Origin of the sequence: Methylobacterium ajmalii (genome assembly GCF_036448855.1) — a bacterium.
GTDB classification, from domain to species: Bacteria; Pseudomonadota; Alphaproteobacteria; order Rhizobiales; family Beijerinckiaceae; genus Methylobacterium; species Methylobacterium ajmalii.
This window is the reverse complement of the sequence record NZ_JAZFXT010000060.1, coordinates 126,995-142,354: the sequence shown is the minus strand read 5'-3', so window position 1 is coordinate 142,354 and position 15,360 is coordinate 126,995. Positions and strand designations below refer to the sequence as shown.

Sequence of the window (15,360 nt, the reverse complement as noted above, 5' to 3'; positions counted from 1 at the left end):
GTCTGGCGGGCCGGGCCGAGGAAGCGGCGTTGGCGATCGCGGCGGCGGCCGAGCGGACGACGGGCGCGCTCGACGCGCGGACGCTGGCAGCGACCGCGGCGTTCGCCGCGGCGGCGGACGAGGCCGGCCGCCTCGTCGCGGAGCGCACCGACGCCACCGGGGCGACCCTGCGCGCCGCGGTCGAGCACCTGACGCGCCAGGCCGAGGACGTATCGGCGGCGCTGGCGCTCGCCGCCGAGAGCGCGGCGGGCGACCTCGACACCCGCCTCGCCGAGGTCGGTGCGGCCTTCGACGGCCACAGCCGCGCGCTGACCGACATGATCGACCTGCACGCCGACGAGGCGCAGACCCGCCTGACCGCGGCCGGCCGCGACATCGTCGTGGCGGTGGCGAGCCAGGGCGCGCGCGTCAACGAGGCGCTGGAGACGACCGGTACCGCGCTGGCGAGCGCCGCCGAGACCGGCGGCCGCGCCGTCGACGAGGTGCTGACGAACCGCCTCGCGGCGCTCCAGGACGCGATCGCCCGCGGCGACATCCTGGCCGACCGCATCTCCCGCGACACCCACGACCTCACGCAGAGCGTCGCCGGGCGGCTGGAGGAGATGGACCGCCTCATCACGGTCCAGGGCCGCGCCGTCGCCGAGACCATCGCGGAGCGTACCCGCGAGGCCCGGGAGGCCGTCGAGGCCCAACTCGGCGCGCTCGAGGACCGCTCGGCCAAGCGCACCGCCGAGATCGGCGCGACCTTCAGCACCATGGTGGCGCATGTCGACCAGCATATCGGCGCCCGCGCCACGGCGCTGAACGAGGCCCTGATCGTGCGGGCCGGCGAGATGGCCCGGGTGATGGCCGAGGGCGGCCGCGAGGTCGCCCAGGCGCTTGACGGCCGCGCCGACGAACTGGCGCGCGCCATCACGGCCCGCAGCCAGGCGATGAGCGACGCCCTGACCGCCCGCGTCGACGAGATCGGCGACGAGCTCGGCCGCCGCACCGAGGAGCTGACCCGTTCGCTCGATGCCGGCGCCGCCCGATTCGACGACCGCGTCATCGCCCGCCTCGAGGGCCTGGCCCAGACCCTCGACGAGCGCGGCCGGATCGTCGACGAAACCTTCGGCGTGAAGGCGGAGGAGGCCCTGCGGCTGATCGAGGCCCGCACCCGCGGCCTCGATCAGGAGCTCGGCGCCCGCACCCGCGAACTCGTCACCTTCGTGGAGAGCCACAGCGGCGAGGCGAGCCGCGACCTCGCGACCCAGGCCGACGCGATCCGCGCCGCCTTCGACGGCCGCACCGAGACCCTGGCGGCCCTCGTCGACGAGCGCATCGCCGCGATGTCCCAGGAGATCGACGAGCGCGGCCGGGCGATGTTCGGCACGCTGGCCAACCGCATGACCGAGCTGGCGCGGCTGTTCGACCGCGGCGGCCTCGCCCTCTCCGACCTCATCGGCAAGCGCGGCGAGACCGTGCTGGCCGCCCTGCAGGGCACCGTGGAGGAGGCCGACCGGGTGCTCGCGGAGGGCTCCGGCCGCCTCGAGACGGCGCTCGGCGACCGCTCGACCGCGCTGGCGACGCTCCTCGACGAGCGCGAGGCCGTGGTCGATCGCCTGTTCGGCGAGCGGCTGCGGGCGCTCGGCCACCTCATCGACGAGCAGGCCGCGACGATGCGCAGCCTGCTGGACGGCGGCTCCGAGGCGCTGCAGGCCGGGCTCGACGACCGGATCCGCGCCTTGCACGACGCGCTCGAGGAGCGGGCCGTCGCCGTGCGCGGCCTGCTCGACGACCGGGTCGGCACCCTGCGCGGCGTGCTCGCCGAGGGCGGCGACAGCCTGGCCTCGACCCTCGAGGAGCGGGTCGGCCGGGCGGTCGGCACCCTCGATTCCCGCACCCATGCCCTCTCCAGCCTGTTCGACGACCGCCTCGCCGCCCTCGACCACCTGGTCGAGAGCCGCGGCGCGGCGTTCGCCGAGGCGGTGGAGGCCCGGGCCCAGGCGCTGGCCGGGCTCATCGACGCCCGCACCCACGCCTTCGCGGCGGCGGCCGAGGCCGGCGGCACCCACCTCTCGGGGCGGGTCGACGCGGCACTCGCCGACCTCGACGCGCTGATCGAGATGCGCGCCCAGGCCGTCGAGACCAGCCTGGAGCGCCGCGGCGAGACCCTGGCCGGCACGATCGCCGCCCGGGGCGAGGAGGTCGCCGGCCTCCTCGACTCCCGCGTCGCGACCCTGGAGGACGCCGTGTCCCGCGGCACCCGGGCTGTCGCCGGCCTGCTGGCCGAGCGCGAGGCCGGCCTCGGCGACGCCCTCGACGAGCACCGCGACGCCTTCGCCCGGACGCTCGGCGAGCGCGTCGAGGCCCTGGCGGCCCTGCTCTCCGAGCGCGAGGCGGCGATCGCCGGCACGATCGAGCAGGGCGGCGGCAACCTCGTGCGCCTGATCGACGGCCGCCAGCGGGCGCTCGCCGAGCTGACCGGTGCCGGCGACGTGCTGGCCCGGCGGGTCCAGGAGCGCATCGACGTGCTCGCCTCCACGATCCGCAGCGGCGGCGACGCGCTCGCCGGCCTGCTGGATTCCCGCAACGCCGACCTCGCCGAGACCTTCGATGGCCGCGGCGCGGCGCTCACCGCCCTGCTCGACGACCGGGTGGCGGAGCTGTCCTCCGCCCTCGAGCGCAGCCGCGCCGCCCTCGACGCGGTGCTCGGCGGGCAGGTCGAAGCCCTCTCCCGCCAGCTCGAGGCCGGCGGCGAGGCGGTGTCCGACCGCCTGCAGAACGGGCTCGCGCTCCTCGGCGGTACCGTCGATGAGCGGGCGCACGCCTTCGGCGCCCTGGTCGACGCCAAGGCGGCGGAGCTCGCCGCCCTGATGCAGGCCCGCACCGAGGCCCTGTCGGGCAGCGTCGACGAGCGCTCGGCCGCCTTCACGGCCCGCATCGACGGCAGGATGCGCGCCTTCGCGGCCCTGGTGGCGTCCCGCGGCGAGGCGCTCGCCGACGCCTTCGATGACCGCAGCGACGCCTACGCGGCCCTGGTCGACGCCCGCACGGCGGCCCTCACCGCCGCCCTCGACGAGCGGGTGGCGAACCTGCACGGCGTCATGGACGAGCGCTCCGCGGCCCTCGCGGCGGCCGTGCAGGAGCGCGCCGCGGCCCTCGCCGCGGCGATGGACGAGCGCAGCGCCCAGCTCGGCTCGGGCTTCGACCGCCGCGCCGCGGCCTTCGCGACGCTGATCGACCAGCGCGGGACCACCCTCACCCGGGCGCTCGCCGAGACCGCCAAGGAGCTGTCCGAAGCGATCGACGGCCGCGGCGGCGAGCTCAACCGCGACCTCGCCGAACGGGTCGAGGCCCTGCGCCAGATCGTCGACGAGCGCGGCGGCGCGCTCGGCCAGCGCCTCGAGGCGACCACCGCCTCGCTGCACCGGACCATCGACCAGCGCGGCAACGCCCTGGTGGCGGCGCTGGCGGCGAGCGGCGAGACGGTCGACGGGCTCGACCGCCAGGTGGCGCAGCTGCGCGGCCTGGTCGAGGGCCCCGGCAGCGAGCTGGTCTCGGTCCTGGCCGAGCGCAGCGAGGCGCTGGAGCGGGCGGTGACCGAGGGGATGGGCGGTGCGGCCGTGCACCTCGCCGAGCGGGCCGAGGCCCTGGCGGCCCTCTCCCGCGAGGCAGCCGAGACCCTGCGCCGGTCGGCCGACGAGGGCGCGGCCCGGGCGGTCGAGGCCCTCAACCGGGTCAACCAGCGGCTGGGCGGCGAGCTCGGCGGCCTGGTCGGCCGCATCGAGGCGGCCAGCGGCGCGCTGCAGGAGCTGATCGGCCGTTCGGACGAGAGCTTCTCGGCGATCGAGGGCGGGCTGTCGGGCAGGGTGCAGGAGATCCAGGCGGCGCTCTCCGAGATCGCGGCCGAGACGGCCAAGGCCTCGGACCGGGTCGCCGAGCAGGTCGGCGCGCTCCAGGGCGCGGCGACCGGTGCCCTGCGCCAGGCCGCGGGCCTCGCCGCGACGCTGGACGCCCGCGGCAAGGCCCTGACCGAGACCGCCCGCCAGCATATTGGCGACCTCACCGCCGCCACCGGCGCCCTGGAAGGCGCCGAGGGCCGGGTGAGCGCCGCGCTGGGCGAGCGCCGGGCCGAGATCGACACCCTGCTGGGCAGCATCGACGCCCGCTCGGCAGCCCTCGCGGCCGCCACCGAGGGCGTCGGCGCCCGGGTCGAGGCGACCCTGAAGACGATCGAGGCCCGCACCCAGGCGCTCGGCCGCGAGATCGAGACCGGCGCCCGCCAGGCCGGCAGCGCGGTAACGGAGGCGTTCGAGCGCCTGCGCGCCGGCACCGGCCAGGAGGGCGAGCGGGCGGCCGAGACGGTCCGCCAGGCCGTGGCGGGCGCCTCGGGCGAGATGCGGACCGCCTTCGGCGATGCCGCCGAGCGCTTCCAGGGCACGGTCGAGTCGATGCGCGCCATGGCGGGCGAGATCCGCCAGACCCTGGAGGAGATCCGCGGCGACCTGCAGCGCGGCGTGACCTCCATCCCCCAGGAGGCCCAGGACGCCACCGGCGAGATGCGCCGGGTGGTGGCCGAGCAGATCAAGGCGCTGAACGAGCTCTCGGCCCTGGTCCAGCGCTCGCCGCGTTCGGTCGACGTGACGCAGCCCCGCGTCGCCGAGGCCGGCCGCTCCGCCTCGGCCGCCGCCCCGGCGGCACCGGCACCGAAGCCCGCGGCTCCGGTCGCAGCGGCCCCGCGGCCGCAGCCGACCGTCGCCAAGGCGCCGGTGCAGGCCGCGACGCCCGCGGCCCAAGCTTCGGCCCAAGCTCCGGCGCAGGCTCCCAAGCCGGCGGCTCCGCCGGCCAAGGCCCAGGCGCCCGCCGTCAAGCCGCCGATCGCGACGGCCCGGCCTTCGGCCGACGCCGGCAAGGCCCCGGCGGGGCAGAACCGTCCGGCCGCGCCGCAGGCTGCGGCCCGCACCGGCGGCGACGCACAAGGCCGCAACGGCTCCGGCGGCTGGCTCTCCGACCTCCTCTCGCGCGCCTCCCTGGACGACGACGAGGACGTGCCGCCGCTCGCCAGGACCGGGGACAAGAGCGCGGACAAGGCCGGCGAGAAGGGCAAGGGATCGGCGATCGGATCGGCCGCGACGGCCAGGGCCGGCGGATCCGCCGACGACGCGGGCGCCGCGGCGATCGACTCGATCTCGAGCAACATCGCCCGGATGATCGAGCATCCGGCCGCGGTCGATCTGTGGGAGCGCTACCGGCGCGGCGAGACCAACCTGTTCACCCGCCGCCTCTACACGGCGGAGGGCCAGCGGACCTTCGACGAGATCCATCGCCGCTATCGCGCCGAGCCGGATTTCCGCCGGACCGTCGACCACTACGTGCGGGAGTTCGAACGCCTGCTCGGCGAGGTCTCCCGCACCGACCAGGACCCGCGCCGGGCCAACGCCTACCTCACCTCGGAGAGCGGCAAGGTCTACACGATGCTCGCCCATGCCAGCGGACGGTTCGAGGGCGCCTGACGCGCCCCCTCCCGTTCCGATGCGAACAGGCCCTTCCGGCCCTTACCCGGGTCGGAGGGGTCTTTTTCGTCGGGATTCGGTCCTTGGGATTCGCGCTAGCCGGCGATGTGGCCTCGGGGAAAATCAATCGTGGCGTTCGCCGACACTGCGGCCGCCGATGGCTCCGTGCCCGCCCGCGAGGCGGCCGGACACCGCCGCGGGTGCGGTCGGCGCCGGTGGGGCTTCGACGGCGCAGGCTTCGCGTCTCACCGACGATCCGTCGGGAGGCGCGACGCTGGCCGTGCTTCGGATCGAAACTCGCGGTGAAGGCCCTGCCCGATCGGACCGGCGGGGCCGGGATCGATGACGTGCGTCCGCGGCCGTCGGCGTTCCGTCAGAGCAGCCCGAGCGAGGCCAGTTCCCGCCGCATCGACTCCGGCATCGCCGCGAGGTCGCCGGCGGCACTCCGGGAGATGTCGCGGGGAGCGTCGGCGGGGGCGAGGTAGCGCCAGCCCTGGAACGGGCGGCAGGGCCGGGGCTCGACCGGCGTCACCGCCGGGTCGAGGACGAGGCGGCAGCGGCCGACGCCCTCGGCGTCGGTGAACGGGCGGATCGCCAGCACCGGCTGGCGGCAGGCGATGAGACCGCGGATCACCCAGTAGAGCGAGCCGGTGCCGACGATCTCGTCGCCGCGCTTGGGCACCATGCGGGTGATGTGGGCCTGCTCGGGCGGGCGGCCCTGGCGCAGGGCCTCGGCCCGGCGCGCGGCGATCCACTCCTCGAGATCGGCGATGGACTCGCAGCCGACGCAGAGCTTGAGGAGATGCAGGGACATCGCGGCCTGGGATGGGGAGCTGGGGCGCGGGCTCCCTGCGCGGCGATCGTGGCGCCGCGAGGGCAGCGCACTCGCCGCGAGAGCCGGGCTCTCGCCGCGAGGCTGACGGCCGCGTGTCGAGAGGGGGCGGCGCCACCGCTCAGGTGAAGCGGGCGAGCTTCTCGTTGACCGCGAGGTCGTCGATCTCGGCAAAGGCGTCCGCGAGGTCGACCGTCTCGTCGACAGGGGCCGCCTCCTCGCGCACCGGCACGAAGGCGATGTCGTCGTCGGCGAGCGCGGGCTCGACGAGGCGCAGCCGCGGCGCGGGCTCGGCCTCCTCCGCGTCGGCCTCCCGTCCCCTGCCCCGCCCGGTTGCGACGATCTCGTCGACGTCGTCCTGGTCGAGGGCGGTCTCGGGCATCTCGGCGCGCTGCCCGGCCTGGGCCGGCGGATCGTCCTCGCTGGCCCAGATCTCGATCATCGCGATCAGGCGCTGCTCGAGGTAGCGCAGGGTGTTGACGATGCGGCTGGTGCGCTGCGCCGTCAGGTCCTGGAACGAGCAGGCGGTGTAGATCTGCGTCGCGTTGTGGTCGAGGCGGTCGCAGACGGCGCTCTCGGCGCCGGTCTCGCGCAGGGTCCAGGCGACCTCCTGGACCTCCTCGGCGGCCTGCAGGATGTCGGAGGTGGCGCGCTCGGTGGTGCGCACGATGCCGTCGAGGGCCTCGGAGGCGGCGCCGAGCTGGCTCTGGTCGTGGTCGGGCGTATGGATCGCCGCGATCTCGGACTTGGTGCGGCTGATCGCCTTCGCCATCTCGATCAGGTCGAAGCGCAGGCGCTCCATCCCGGGCGGGCCGCGCTCGGCCGTGACGACCGTCTCGATCCGGCCGATCGCCTGGAGCAGCACGTCGGTATCGGCGTGGCGGTTGCGCCGCGCGAACTCGCCTAGGAACCAGCGCCCGCGCGCGGTCTCCAGCATCGCGCCCTCGATGACGTCGTACTCTTCCCGCGGCATGGGGAGCGAAGGAGTCCCGGCCATCTCACCTGCCCTGTCAATCGCCCGCCGGATCGGCCGGCGCGGCGTCGCCCGATCAGGCGTGTCGTCGTTAAGGCTTGACATCCCGGCGTTAACGGCGGCTTACGCCAGGCCCGCCCCGGGGCGGCTGATTCGGTCCCGCCGCCCAAAGGTTTCCGTGACGGTCCCCCCGCCCTCCCCCCGCGACGGCCTGCGCCTCGCCCTGCTCTACGCGGCGGTCTTCGCCGGAATCGGCGTGGCGATGCCGTTCCTGCCGCTCTGGCTCGCCGGCCTCGGGCTCGGGCCCGAGCTGATCGGGGCCCTCGTCGCCCTGCCGATCCTGGTGCGGATCGTCGCGACCGCGCCGCTCGTCGGCTTGATCGACCGGGGCGTGCCGCCCCGCACCCTGATGGTGGCCGGCAGCCTCGGCCTCGCCGCGACCTGGGCCCTGATGCCGCTCGCGGCCTCCCTGTCCTGGCTTGCGCTCGCCGGGGTGATCGTCCTCAACGCCGTCGCCGGCGCGTCGCTCGTGCCCTGCCTCGACTACCAGAGCCTCGCGGCGGTGCGGCGCCGGCCGGGGCTCGACTACGCCCGGATCCGGCTCGGCGGCTCGCTCGGCTTCCTGGCCGCGACGCTCCTCGGCGGCTGGCTCCTCGGCCTCGTCGGCACGGGCGGCATCCCGGGCTTCCTCGCGGCCCTCGAGCTCGTCTCCGCCTGCGGCGCCGTGCTGCTGCTGCGCCGCGAGACCGCGTCCGCTCCGGCCCGCCGTGCCGCCGGCCGGGTGCGCCTGCCCGCCGCCCTGTGGCTCGCCATCGCGGCCGGCGCGGCGATCCAGGCGAGCCACGCCGCCGTCTACGCCTTCGGCTCGATCCACTGGGTCGGCCTCGGCCTGTCGCCGGCCGAGACCGGGATCGCCTGGGGCGTCGGCGTCGTCGCCGAGATCGGGTTCTTCGCGGTCGCCGGACGCGTCCCGTACTTGCGCGACGCGCCGTTCCGTCTGCTCGCCCTGGGGGCGCTCGCCGCGCTCCTGCGCTGGGGCGGGCTCCTCGCTGCCGCCGGCCTGCCGGCCCTGGTGCTGCCGCTCCAGGCCCTGCACGCCCTCACCTTCGGGGCGACGCAGCTCGGCGTCATGGCGGCCCTGTCGCGCCTCGCCCCCGAAGGCGGCCGCGGCGCCGCGCAAGGGACCTACGCCGCCTGCGCCGCCCTCGCCTCGGCCTCCGCCACGCTGGCGAGCGGCGCGGCCTACCGGGCCGGCGGCGGGACGCTCGCCTTCGGGCTGATGCTGCCGGTGGCGGGCCTCGGCCTCGTCTTCACGCTCGCGGCGGTGCGGGCGGCACGGCGGTGAGCCCGCCGGCTCCGATGGTTTGCGAATTGTTAGCAGGCCGGGGTATAGGACCGGCCCGAGGGGATCTGTGGCGAACGAGGGAGGCCGGCCCGTGCCGACCGAACCGATGACGCGGGGGGCCGAACCGGCCCACGCCGCGCTCGAGCGCGTCCGCGACGGCCTCGCCGCGCGCCTCACCGGCCGCTGGACCGCCGACCAGGCGCCCGCCGTCGAGGGCGCCGCCGCCGCGATGCTGGCCGGCGCCGCCGGCGCACCCCTGATCATCGATCTCTCCGGCCTGTCGCGCCTCGACACGCTCGGCGCCTGGGTGCTGGAGCGCACCCGCGCGGCCCTGCCCGACGGCACGGCCTATGCGGGGGCCTCGCCCGAGCACCTGATCCTGCTGCGCGAGGTCGCCTACCGGGAGGCCGCGCCGTCGGCGCGCGCCCGGCGCTTCCACCCCCTCGATCCGGTGGCGAACCTGGGCTCGGGCGTGCGCAGCCTCGGCCATCAGGGGCTGGCCGGCCTCGCCTTCCTGGGCGAGGTGGTGGCGGGCTGCCTGCGGGTGCTCGCCCGGCCGCGCAGCTTCCGCGGCCCGGCGCTCATCAACCAGGTCGAGCAGATCGCCCTGCGCGGCGCGCCGATCATCATGCTGATCGCCTTCCTGGTCGGCTGCATCGTCACCCAGCAGGGCATCATCCAGCTCCAGCGCTTCGGTGCCCAGAGCTACGTCGTCAACATGATCGGCATCCTGTCGCTGCGCGAGCTCGGGGTGCTGCTGACCTCGATCATGGTGGCGGGGCGCTCCGGCTCGGCCTTCACGGCCGAGATCGGCTCGATGCGGATGCGCGAGGAGGTCGATGCCCTGCGCGTCATGGGCCTCGACCCGATCGAGATCCTGATCGTCCCGCGGATCATCGCCCTGATGGTGGCGCTGCCGATGCTGGCCTTCCTGGCCGACCTCGCGGCGCTCGCCGGCGGCGCGCTGACCTCCTGGCTCTATGGCGGGCTCTCCCTCGAGGCCTTCGCGTTCCGGCTCCAGAACGCGATCGGGCTGCGCCACGTCCTGATCGGCCTGATCAAGGCGCCGTTCATGGCGCTGATCATCGGCATCATCGCCTCGGTGGAGGGATTCCTGGTCGAGGGTTCGGCCGAATCGCTCGGCCGCCACGTCACTGCCTCAGTCGTCAAGTCTATCTTCATGGTCATCGTCCTCGATGGACTCTTCGCGGTGTTCTTCGCGGCCATCGATTTCTGAGCGAGGCGAGCCTTTCCCTTGCACCATCCCCATACAGCCCCGTCGGCCGCTCCCGGCCGCCTGCCCGGCGCGCACGATCCGCTGATCCGCGTGCGCGACCTCGTGGTCGCGTTCGGCGAGCGGACCGTGCTGAAGGGGCTCGACCTCGACATCCGTCGCGGCGAGATCCTCGGCTTCGTCGGGCCCTCCGGCCAGGGCAAGTCGGTGCTCACCCGCACCCTGCTGGGTCTCGTGCCGAAGCGCTCGGGCACGATCGAGGTCTTCGGCGAGGACGTCGACCGCCTGACCCTCGCCCAGCGCCGGGTGATCGAGCGGCGCTGGGGCGTGCTGTTCCAGCAGGGCGCGCTGTTCTCGGCGCTCACCGTCAAGCAGAACATCCAGGTGCCGATGCGCGAGCACCTGAAGCTCTCCGAGCGCCTGCTCGACGAGTTCGCCCGGCTCAAGATCGAGATGGTGGGCCTAAAGCCCGACGCCGCCGACAAGCTGCCCTCCGAGCTGTCGGGCGGCATGATCAAGCGCGCGGCGCTGGCCCGGGCGCTCGCCCTCGACCCCGAGGTGCTCTTCCTCGACGAGCCGACCTCCGGCCTCGACCCGATCGGGGCGGGCGAGTTCGACGAGCTGGTGGCGACGCTGCAACGCACGCTGGGGCTCACCGTGTTCATGGTGACCCACGACCTCGACAGCCTCTACACCGCCTGCGACCGCATCGCCGCGCTCGGCGACGGCCAGATCATCGCCGAGGGGCCGATCGACGCGATGCTCGCCTCCGACCATCCCTGGCTGCGCTCCTACTTCCACGGCAAGCGCGCCCGCTCGATCATGGTGCCGGAAGCGCCGTCATCCCGCGGAATCGTGGAGGGCGTCGCCTGATGTGCGATGCCGCACCCGCCCGCCGCCCGGGCCCGCTTAAGCTTCTCTCGTCAGGCTGCGCCGCGATGCCCGCTCGGGAGCATCCGGCTCGCGGGCTCCTCGCCCCGTCCCTGCCGGCCCCCGCCTTTACCCCGCACGCGCATGGAAACCGTTAAGGCATGGAAACCCGCGCCAACAACGTCCTGATCGGCGCCTTCACGCTAGCGGTGATCGCGCTCGGCTTCGCCTTCGCGTTCTGGCTGCGCGGGTCCTCGTCGAACCAGGCCCGGATGCCGGTGCGCATCGTGTTCTCGGGCGGCGTCGGGGGCCTGGCCAAGGGGGCGGTCGTCACCTTCAACGGCATCCGGGTCGGCGAGGCGACCGATGTGCGGCTCTTGCCGCAGGACCCGCGCCGGGTGACGGCGATCGTCGAGGTCAACCGCGGCACGCCCCTGCGCGTCGACACCCGCGCGCGCCTCGACATGACCATGCTGACCGGCGTGGCGTCGATCGCCCTCGTCGGGGGCAGCGCCGACGCGCCGCAGCTGGCGCCGACCAAGGACGACCCGGTCCCGACGATCTATGCCGACGCCTCCGACATCCAGGACCTGATGGCGGCCGCCCGCACCATCGCGCAGCGCGCCGACGACATGCTCCAGCGCCTCGACCGGGTGGTCACCGGCAACGAGGGCGCGATCAACCGGACGCTCGCCAACGTCGAGCGGTTCTCGAAGACGCTCGGCGACAGCGCGCCGGCCCTCGACGCCCTGACCAAGGCGGTGGACGGGCGCAAGCTCGCCAGCCTCATCGACAACGTCGACCGGTTCTCGACCGCGCTCGCCGCCGCCTCGCCGGACGTGCAGGCCGGGGTGCACGATGCCCGCACGCTCGCCGGCAAGCTCAACGCCTCCGCCGACCGGCTCGACGCCGTGCTAAAGGGCGCCGAGGGCTTCCTCGGCTCGGCCTCGGGGGATGCCGGCAAGAGCACCTTCGCCGAGGTCCGCGACGCCGCGGTCTCGATCCGCGATGCCGGCCGCGCCTTCCGCACCATGTCGGAGAACCTCGACAAGCGCACGGCCACCCTGACCCAGAGCGTCAGCCGCCTCAGCGGCGCCGGGCGGCGCGAGGTGCAATCGCTCTCGACCGACGGTCAGCGCACCCTCAACACCCTCAACAACGCCGTGCGCAACATCGAGCGCGACCCGTCCCAGGTGATCTTCGGCGGCAAGCCGACGTTGCCGGAATACAACGGTCGCTGACCATGTTGCCGTGCAGCATCGCGGGCATTGCACCCGCGCGCGGGCCCGCGCGTTGTCCGGGCATGTTCGGTCACGCTTCCGGGCCGGTTCCGGCCCACCCCGTCCTCGGTCCCCTCGCCGCCATGACGATCACGGCCTCCCCGGTTTCCCGCCGCGCCCGCCGGTCCGGCCCGGTCCTCGCCGCCCTCCTGGCGCTCGCCGTCGGGGCCTGCGGCAGCGGTGCGGTGCCCACGACCTTCGACCTCACCGCCCTCCCGGGCGCGGCCCGCGGGGGCGCGGCGCGGCGTTCGATCGTGGTGGCGGAGCCGGTCGGGCTCCAGCCCTTCGAGGCCGACCGCATCATCGTGCGCGAAGCCGGCGGCTCGCTGTCGTTCCTCGGCGGCGGCCAGTGGGCCGATCGCCTGCCTCGCCTGATGCAGGCCCGCCTGGTCCAGAGCCTGGAGAATACCGGCCGCCTGCGCTCGGTGAGCCGACCCGGCGACAAGGTCGTGGCCGACACGATCCTGGTGACCGAGATCCGCGCCTTCGACATCGCGGCAGGCTCGCGCGAGGCGGTGGTCGACATCTCGGCCAAGCTCGTCGCCGACGCCACCGGCAAGGTGGTGGCCGCCCGGATCTTCCAGGCCCGCGTGCCCGTCGCCGAGGTCAATGCCGGCGTCGCGGCGAACGGGCTCGACCGGGCGCTCTCGACCGTGCTCGCCGACATCGTGCGGTGGGTCGGCACGGCGGCCTGACGACGCCGTCCGGCGCCCGGGGCGATGAAGGCGGTGCCGCCCGCCTCGTCGGGCGGGAGGCGAGGCCGGCGATATTCGACCGGAAATTCATCCGCGGGCGGAAGTCGGTGGCGGCGAGCACGGGCGGCTCGGAAGTTCGCCCGCGCCGTCCAGGTCTTCCCGCCGATCCGGTGGCGTCCCGCGAATATCCGCCGGCAGAATCGACCGACGGTTCGTGCGGTCACTCCATCACGGCCGCCTTCATGATGACCACCATCATGGCGCGCCCGGTCGTCTCGCTGACGCAGCGCACGGTGTGGGGACGGTCACAGCGGTAGCGCAGGGTCTCGCCGGCCCTCGCGCGCTGCACCGCGCCGGCCACGTCGACCTCGAACTCGCCCTCGAGGACCGAGAGGGATTCCACCGACCCGCGCTGGTGGGCATCCGAATCGAGCACGCCGCCCGGATCGGCCGAGAGGTCGTACCATTGCAGCCACTCGACGGTCTTGATCCAGCCGACGATCGCGAGCCGCATCCGGCCGTCGTCGGAGACGAGGATCGGCGTATCGGCCCGGGAGGACTTCTCGATGAAGGGCTCCTCGTCGCCGGTGGCGAGCACCCGCTCGATCGAGACGTCGAGGGCCTGGCTCAGGCGCCAGATCGTCGCCAGCGTCGGGTTGGTCTCGTTGCGCTCGATCTGGCTGATGATCGACTTCGCGACGCCGGACTGCTCGGCGAGTTCCGACAGCGACAGGTTGTAGGCCTTGCGCAGCCGCTGGATGGTCTTTCCGAGCTGACCCGACAGCACCTGCGCCCCGGTCAACAGGTCCTTGGTGCGCTCCCGCCCCCGCTCGACGCCCATCGCCTGCCCCCGAACCCCGCTGGATCACCGCCGGGCGTTCCGCATACCGAACGCCCGTACGCTCCATCAAACGCAATCGCCGGGAGCACGCAAGGGTCCATCGGGCCGCGCAGGGTGTTTCTTACGGGACGGGCGTCAGTTCCACCACGCATGGAAGTGGTGGACCGGGCCGTTGCCGTGGCCGATCCGCAGCTGGCCGGACGCCGCGAGCGCCGCGCTCAAATACGCCTTGGCGGCGCGGGCGGCTTCCGGCAGCGGCAGGCCGCGGGCGAGCCCGGCGGCGAGCGCCGCCGACAGGGTGCAGCCGGTGCCGTGGGTGTTGCGGGTCTTGATCCTGGGTCCGGCGAGCCGCAGCACCGCCTCGCCCGGTCCGACCAGGAGATCGACGCTCTCGGCGCCGGTGCCGTGGCCGCCCTTCATCAGCACGGCGCGCGGCCCGAGCGCCAGGAGGAGCCGCCCCTGGTCCAGCATCGCGGCCTCCGTCTCCGCGATCCCCTCCCCCAGGAGCACGGCGGCCTCGGGCAGGTTCGGGGTCAGCACCGCGGCGTGGGGCACGAGCTTGGCCCGCAACGCCGAGACGGCATCGTCGGCGAGGAGCCGGTCGCCGCTCGTGGCCACCATCACGGGGTCGAGCACCAGGGGCAGGCCGGCGGCGTGGCGGGCGAGGCCCTCGGCCACCGCCGCGATCGTCGGGCTGCGCGACAGCATGCCGATCTTCAGCGCCTTCACGTCGAGGTCGGTGAAGACGCTCTCGATCTGGCGCGCCACGAATTCCGGCTCGACGTCGTGGATCGCCTGGACGCCGCGGGTGTTCTGGGCGGTGAGCGCGGTGATCACGCTGGCGCCGTAGACGCCGAGCGCCGAGAAGGTCTTGAGGTCGGCCTGGATGCCGGCGCCGCCGCCGGAATCCGAGCCCGCGATCGTGACGGCGATCATGCTTTCTCTCCGATCGTGCCGAAGATCGACCAAAGTCCGATCATGCCGCCCCCCGGGCCGCCAGAGCGCCGTCGACGACCGCCCGCAGGTCGCGGGCCCTTGCCTCGACGTCCTGCCCGGTGCCGAACAGGGCCGAGATCAGCGCGATCCCGTCGGCGCCCGCTCCGATCGTCGCGGCGGCGTTGCTGCGGTCGATGCCCGCGATCGCCCCGACCGGAAGGGTGGCGCCGCGGGCGAGCCGTGCCCGGAAGACGATGCGGTTGAGCCCGTCGAGCCCGACCGGCGGGTCCGGATTGTCCTTGCTGGTGGTGGAGAAGACGCCGCCGATGCAGGCGTAGTCGACCGGCAGGCGATAGAGCTCGTCGGCCTGGGCGGCATTCTTGACCGTGAGACCGACGATCGCGCCGCGCGGCAGAAGGCGCTTGGCGTCGGCTGGGTGCATGTCCTCCTGGCCGAGATGCACGCCCTCGGCGCCCACGGCGAGCGCCAGGTCGACCCGGTCGTTGACGAGGAGCGGCACGCCGGTGCCCTCGAGCGCCGCGTGGATCCGGCGCAGCCGCTCCACCGTCTCGCGCGCGTTGGCGATGGTTTTTTCGCGGTATTGCAGCAGGGTGCAGCCCCCGGCCGCCGCCTCGGCCGCCATCCGGGCGAGGTGCCCGGCGTCGCCGCCGCAGACCCCGACATCGAGCAGGCCGTAGAGCCGCAGGTCCACCGGCACGGTGGCGGCCGGGACGGATGCCGGGCCGGCGCTCACGGGCGGGTTCCCGCGCTGGGCGTGGGGCGGCGTGCGGACATGGCGGGCATTCCTATCGGGCGAGAGCCGTCGTGGCGTTTCTCCCGGAGTAAGGGCGGGCGAGCG

Annotated in this window: 11 protein-coding genes; 6 read left to right on the top strand and 5 right to left on the bottom strand. The window is 74.5% G+C overall.

Going from position 1 to position 15,360, the window contains the following annotated elements; genetic code table 11:
* Nucleotides 1-29 precede the first annotated feature (29 nt).
* Nucleotides 30-5,495 (top strand): apolipoprotein A-IV repeat region-like domain-containing protein, encoded by a 5,466-nt coding sequence (locus V3T34_RS24995; RefSeq protein WP_331369308.1) that lies wholly within the window; start codon nt 30-32, stop codon nt 5,493-5,495.
* A gap of 373 nt (nt 5,496-5,868) precedes the next feature.
* Here V3T34_RS24995 and V3T34_RS24990 read toward each other — a convergent pair whose 3' ends face one another.
* Nucleotides 5,869-6,309, bottom strand: a complete 441-nt coding sequence (locus tag V3T34_RS24990; RefSeq protein ID WP_091888731.1) for a DUF1489 family protein — start codon at nt 6,307-6,309, stop codon at nt 5,869-5,871.
* A 139-nt stretch (nt 6,310-6,448) separates the two neighbouring features.
* Nucleotides 6,449-7,300: a hypothetical protein gene (locus V3T34_RS24985; RefSeq protein ID WP_236012462.1), complete on the bottom strand. Its 852-nt coding sequence runs from the start codon at nt 7,298-7,300 to the stop codon at nt 6,449-6,451.
* Between the two features lie 178 nt (nt 7,301-7,478).
* Here V3T34_RS24985 and V3T34_RS24980 point away from each other — a divergent pair, with 178 nt between their 5' ends.
* From V3T34_RS24980 to V3T34_RS24960, 5 genes are all read left to right on the top strand, one after another.
* Entirely contained in the window at nt 7,479-8,645 is a 1,167-nt protein-coding gene (locus V3T34_RS24980) for an MFS transporter (RefSeq protein ID WP_305077193.1), read from the top strand.
* A 106-nt stretch (nt 8,646-8,751) separates the two neighbouring features.
* Nucleotides 8,752-9,882: an MlaE family ABC transporter permease gene (locus V3T34_RS24975; protein WP_060849283.1), complete on the top strand. Its 1,131-nt coding sequence runs from the start codon at nt 8,752-8,754 to the stop codon at nt 9,880-9,882.
* A gap of 90 nt (nt 9,883-9,972) precedes the next feature.
* Complete coding sequence (locus V3T34_RS24970) at nt 9,973-10,752, top strand: ABC transporter ATP-binding protein (protein ID WP_407942772.1); 780 nt, start codon at nt 9,973-9,975, stop codon at nt 10,750-10,752.
* Nucleotides 10,753-10,910: 158 nt separating this feature from the next.
* Entirely contained in the window at nt 10,911-11,990 is a 1,080-nt protein-coding gene (locus V3T34_RS24965) for an MlaD family protein (RefSeq protein ID WP_305077192.1), read from the top strand.
* 122 nt (nt 11,991-12,112) lie between these two features.
* Nucleotides 12,113-12,724, top strand: coding sequence for an ABC-type transport auxiliary lipoprotein family protein (locus V3T34_RS24960; RefSeq protein ID WP_060849285.1), 612 nt, complete (start codon nt 12,113-12,115; stop codon nt 12,722-12,724).
* A gap of 220 nt (nt 12,725-12,944) precedes the next feature.
* Here V3T34_RS24960 and V3T34_RS24955 read toward each other — a convergent pair whose 3' ends face one another.
* From V3T34_RS24955 to thiE, 3 genes are all read right to left on the bottom strand, one after another.
* A complete protein-coding gene (locus V3T34_RS24955; protein ID WP_060846520.1) occupies nt 12,945-13,565 on the bottom strand; it encodes a helix-turn-helix domain-containing protein in 621 nt (206 codons plus the stop codon).
* A gap of 135 nt (nt 13,566-13,700) precedes the next feature.
* The gene (gene thiD / locus V3T34_RS24950) at nt 13,701-14,501 is read right to left on the bottom strand and encodes a bifunctional hydroxymethylpyrimidine kinase/phosphomethylpyrimidine kinase (protein WP_305077191.1); all 801 of its coding nucleotides are present in this window, start codon (nt 14,499-14,501) and stop codon (nt 13,701-13,703) included.
* A gap of 40 nt (nt 14,502-14,541) precedes the next feature.
* On the bottom strand, nt 14,542-15,255 hold the full coding sequence (thiE, locus tag V3T34_RS24945; protein ID WP_305077190.1) for a thiamine phosphate synthase: 714 nt from the start codon (nt 15,253-15,255) through the stop codon (nt 14,542-14,544).
* Between the last annotated feature and the right edge of the window lie 105 nt (nt 15,256-15,360).

What these genes read in the sequence shown, in the direction of transcription:
- V3T34_RS24960 (WP_060849285.1), top strand. Translation starts at nt 12,113, where the DNA reads ATGACGATCACGGCCTCCCCGGTTTCCCGCCGCGCCCGCCGGTCCGGC.
- V3T34_RS24990 (WP_091888731.1), bottom strand. Translation starts at nt 6,309, where the DNA reads ATGTCCCTGCATCTCCTCAAGCTCTGCGTCGGCTGCGAGTCCATCGCC.
- thiD (WP_305077191.1), bottom strand. Translation starts at nt 14,501, where the DNA reads ATGATCGCCGTCACGATCGCGGGCTCGGATTCCGGCGGCGGCGCCGGC.
- V3T34_RS24975 (WP_060849283.1), top strand. Translation starts at nt 8,752, where the DNA reads ATGACGCGGGGGGCCGAACCGGCCCACGCCGCGCTCGAGCGCGTCCGC.
- V3T34_RS24965 (WP_305077192.1), top strand. Translation starts at nt 10,911, where the DNA reads ATGGAAACCCGCGCCAACAACGTCCTGATCGGCGCCTTCACGCTAGCG.
- V3T34_RS24955 (WP_060846520.1), bottom strand. Translation starts at nt 13,565, where the DNA reads ATGGGCGTCGAGCGGGGGCGGGAGCGCACCAAGGACCTGTTGACCGGG.
- V3T34_RS24985 (WP_236012462.1), bottom strand. Translation starts at nt 7,300, where the DNA reads ATGCCGCGGGAAGAGTACGACGTCATCGAGGGCGCGATGCTGGAGACC.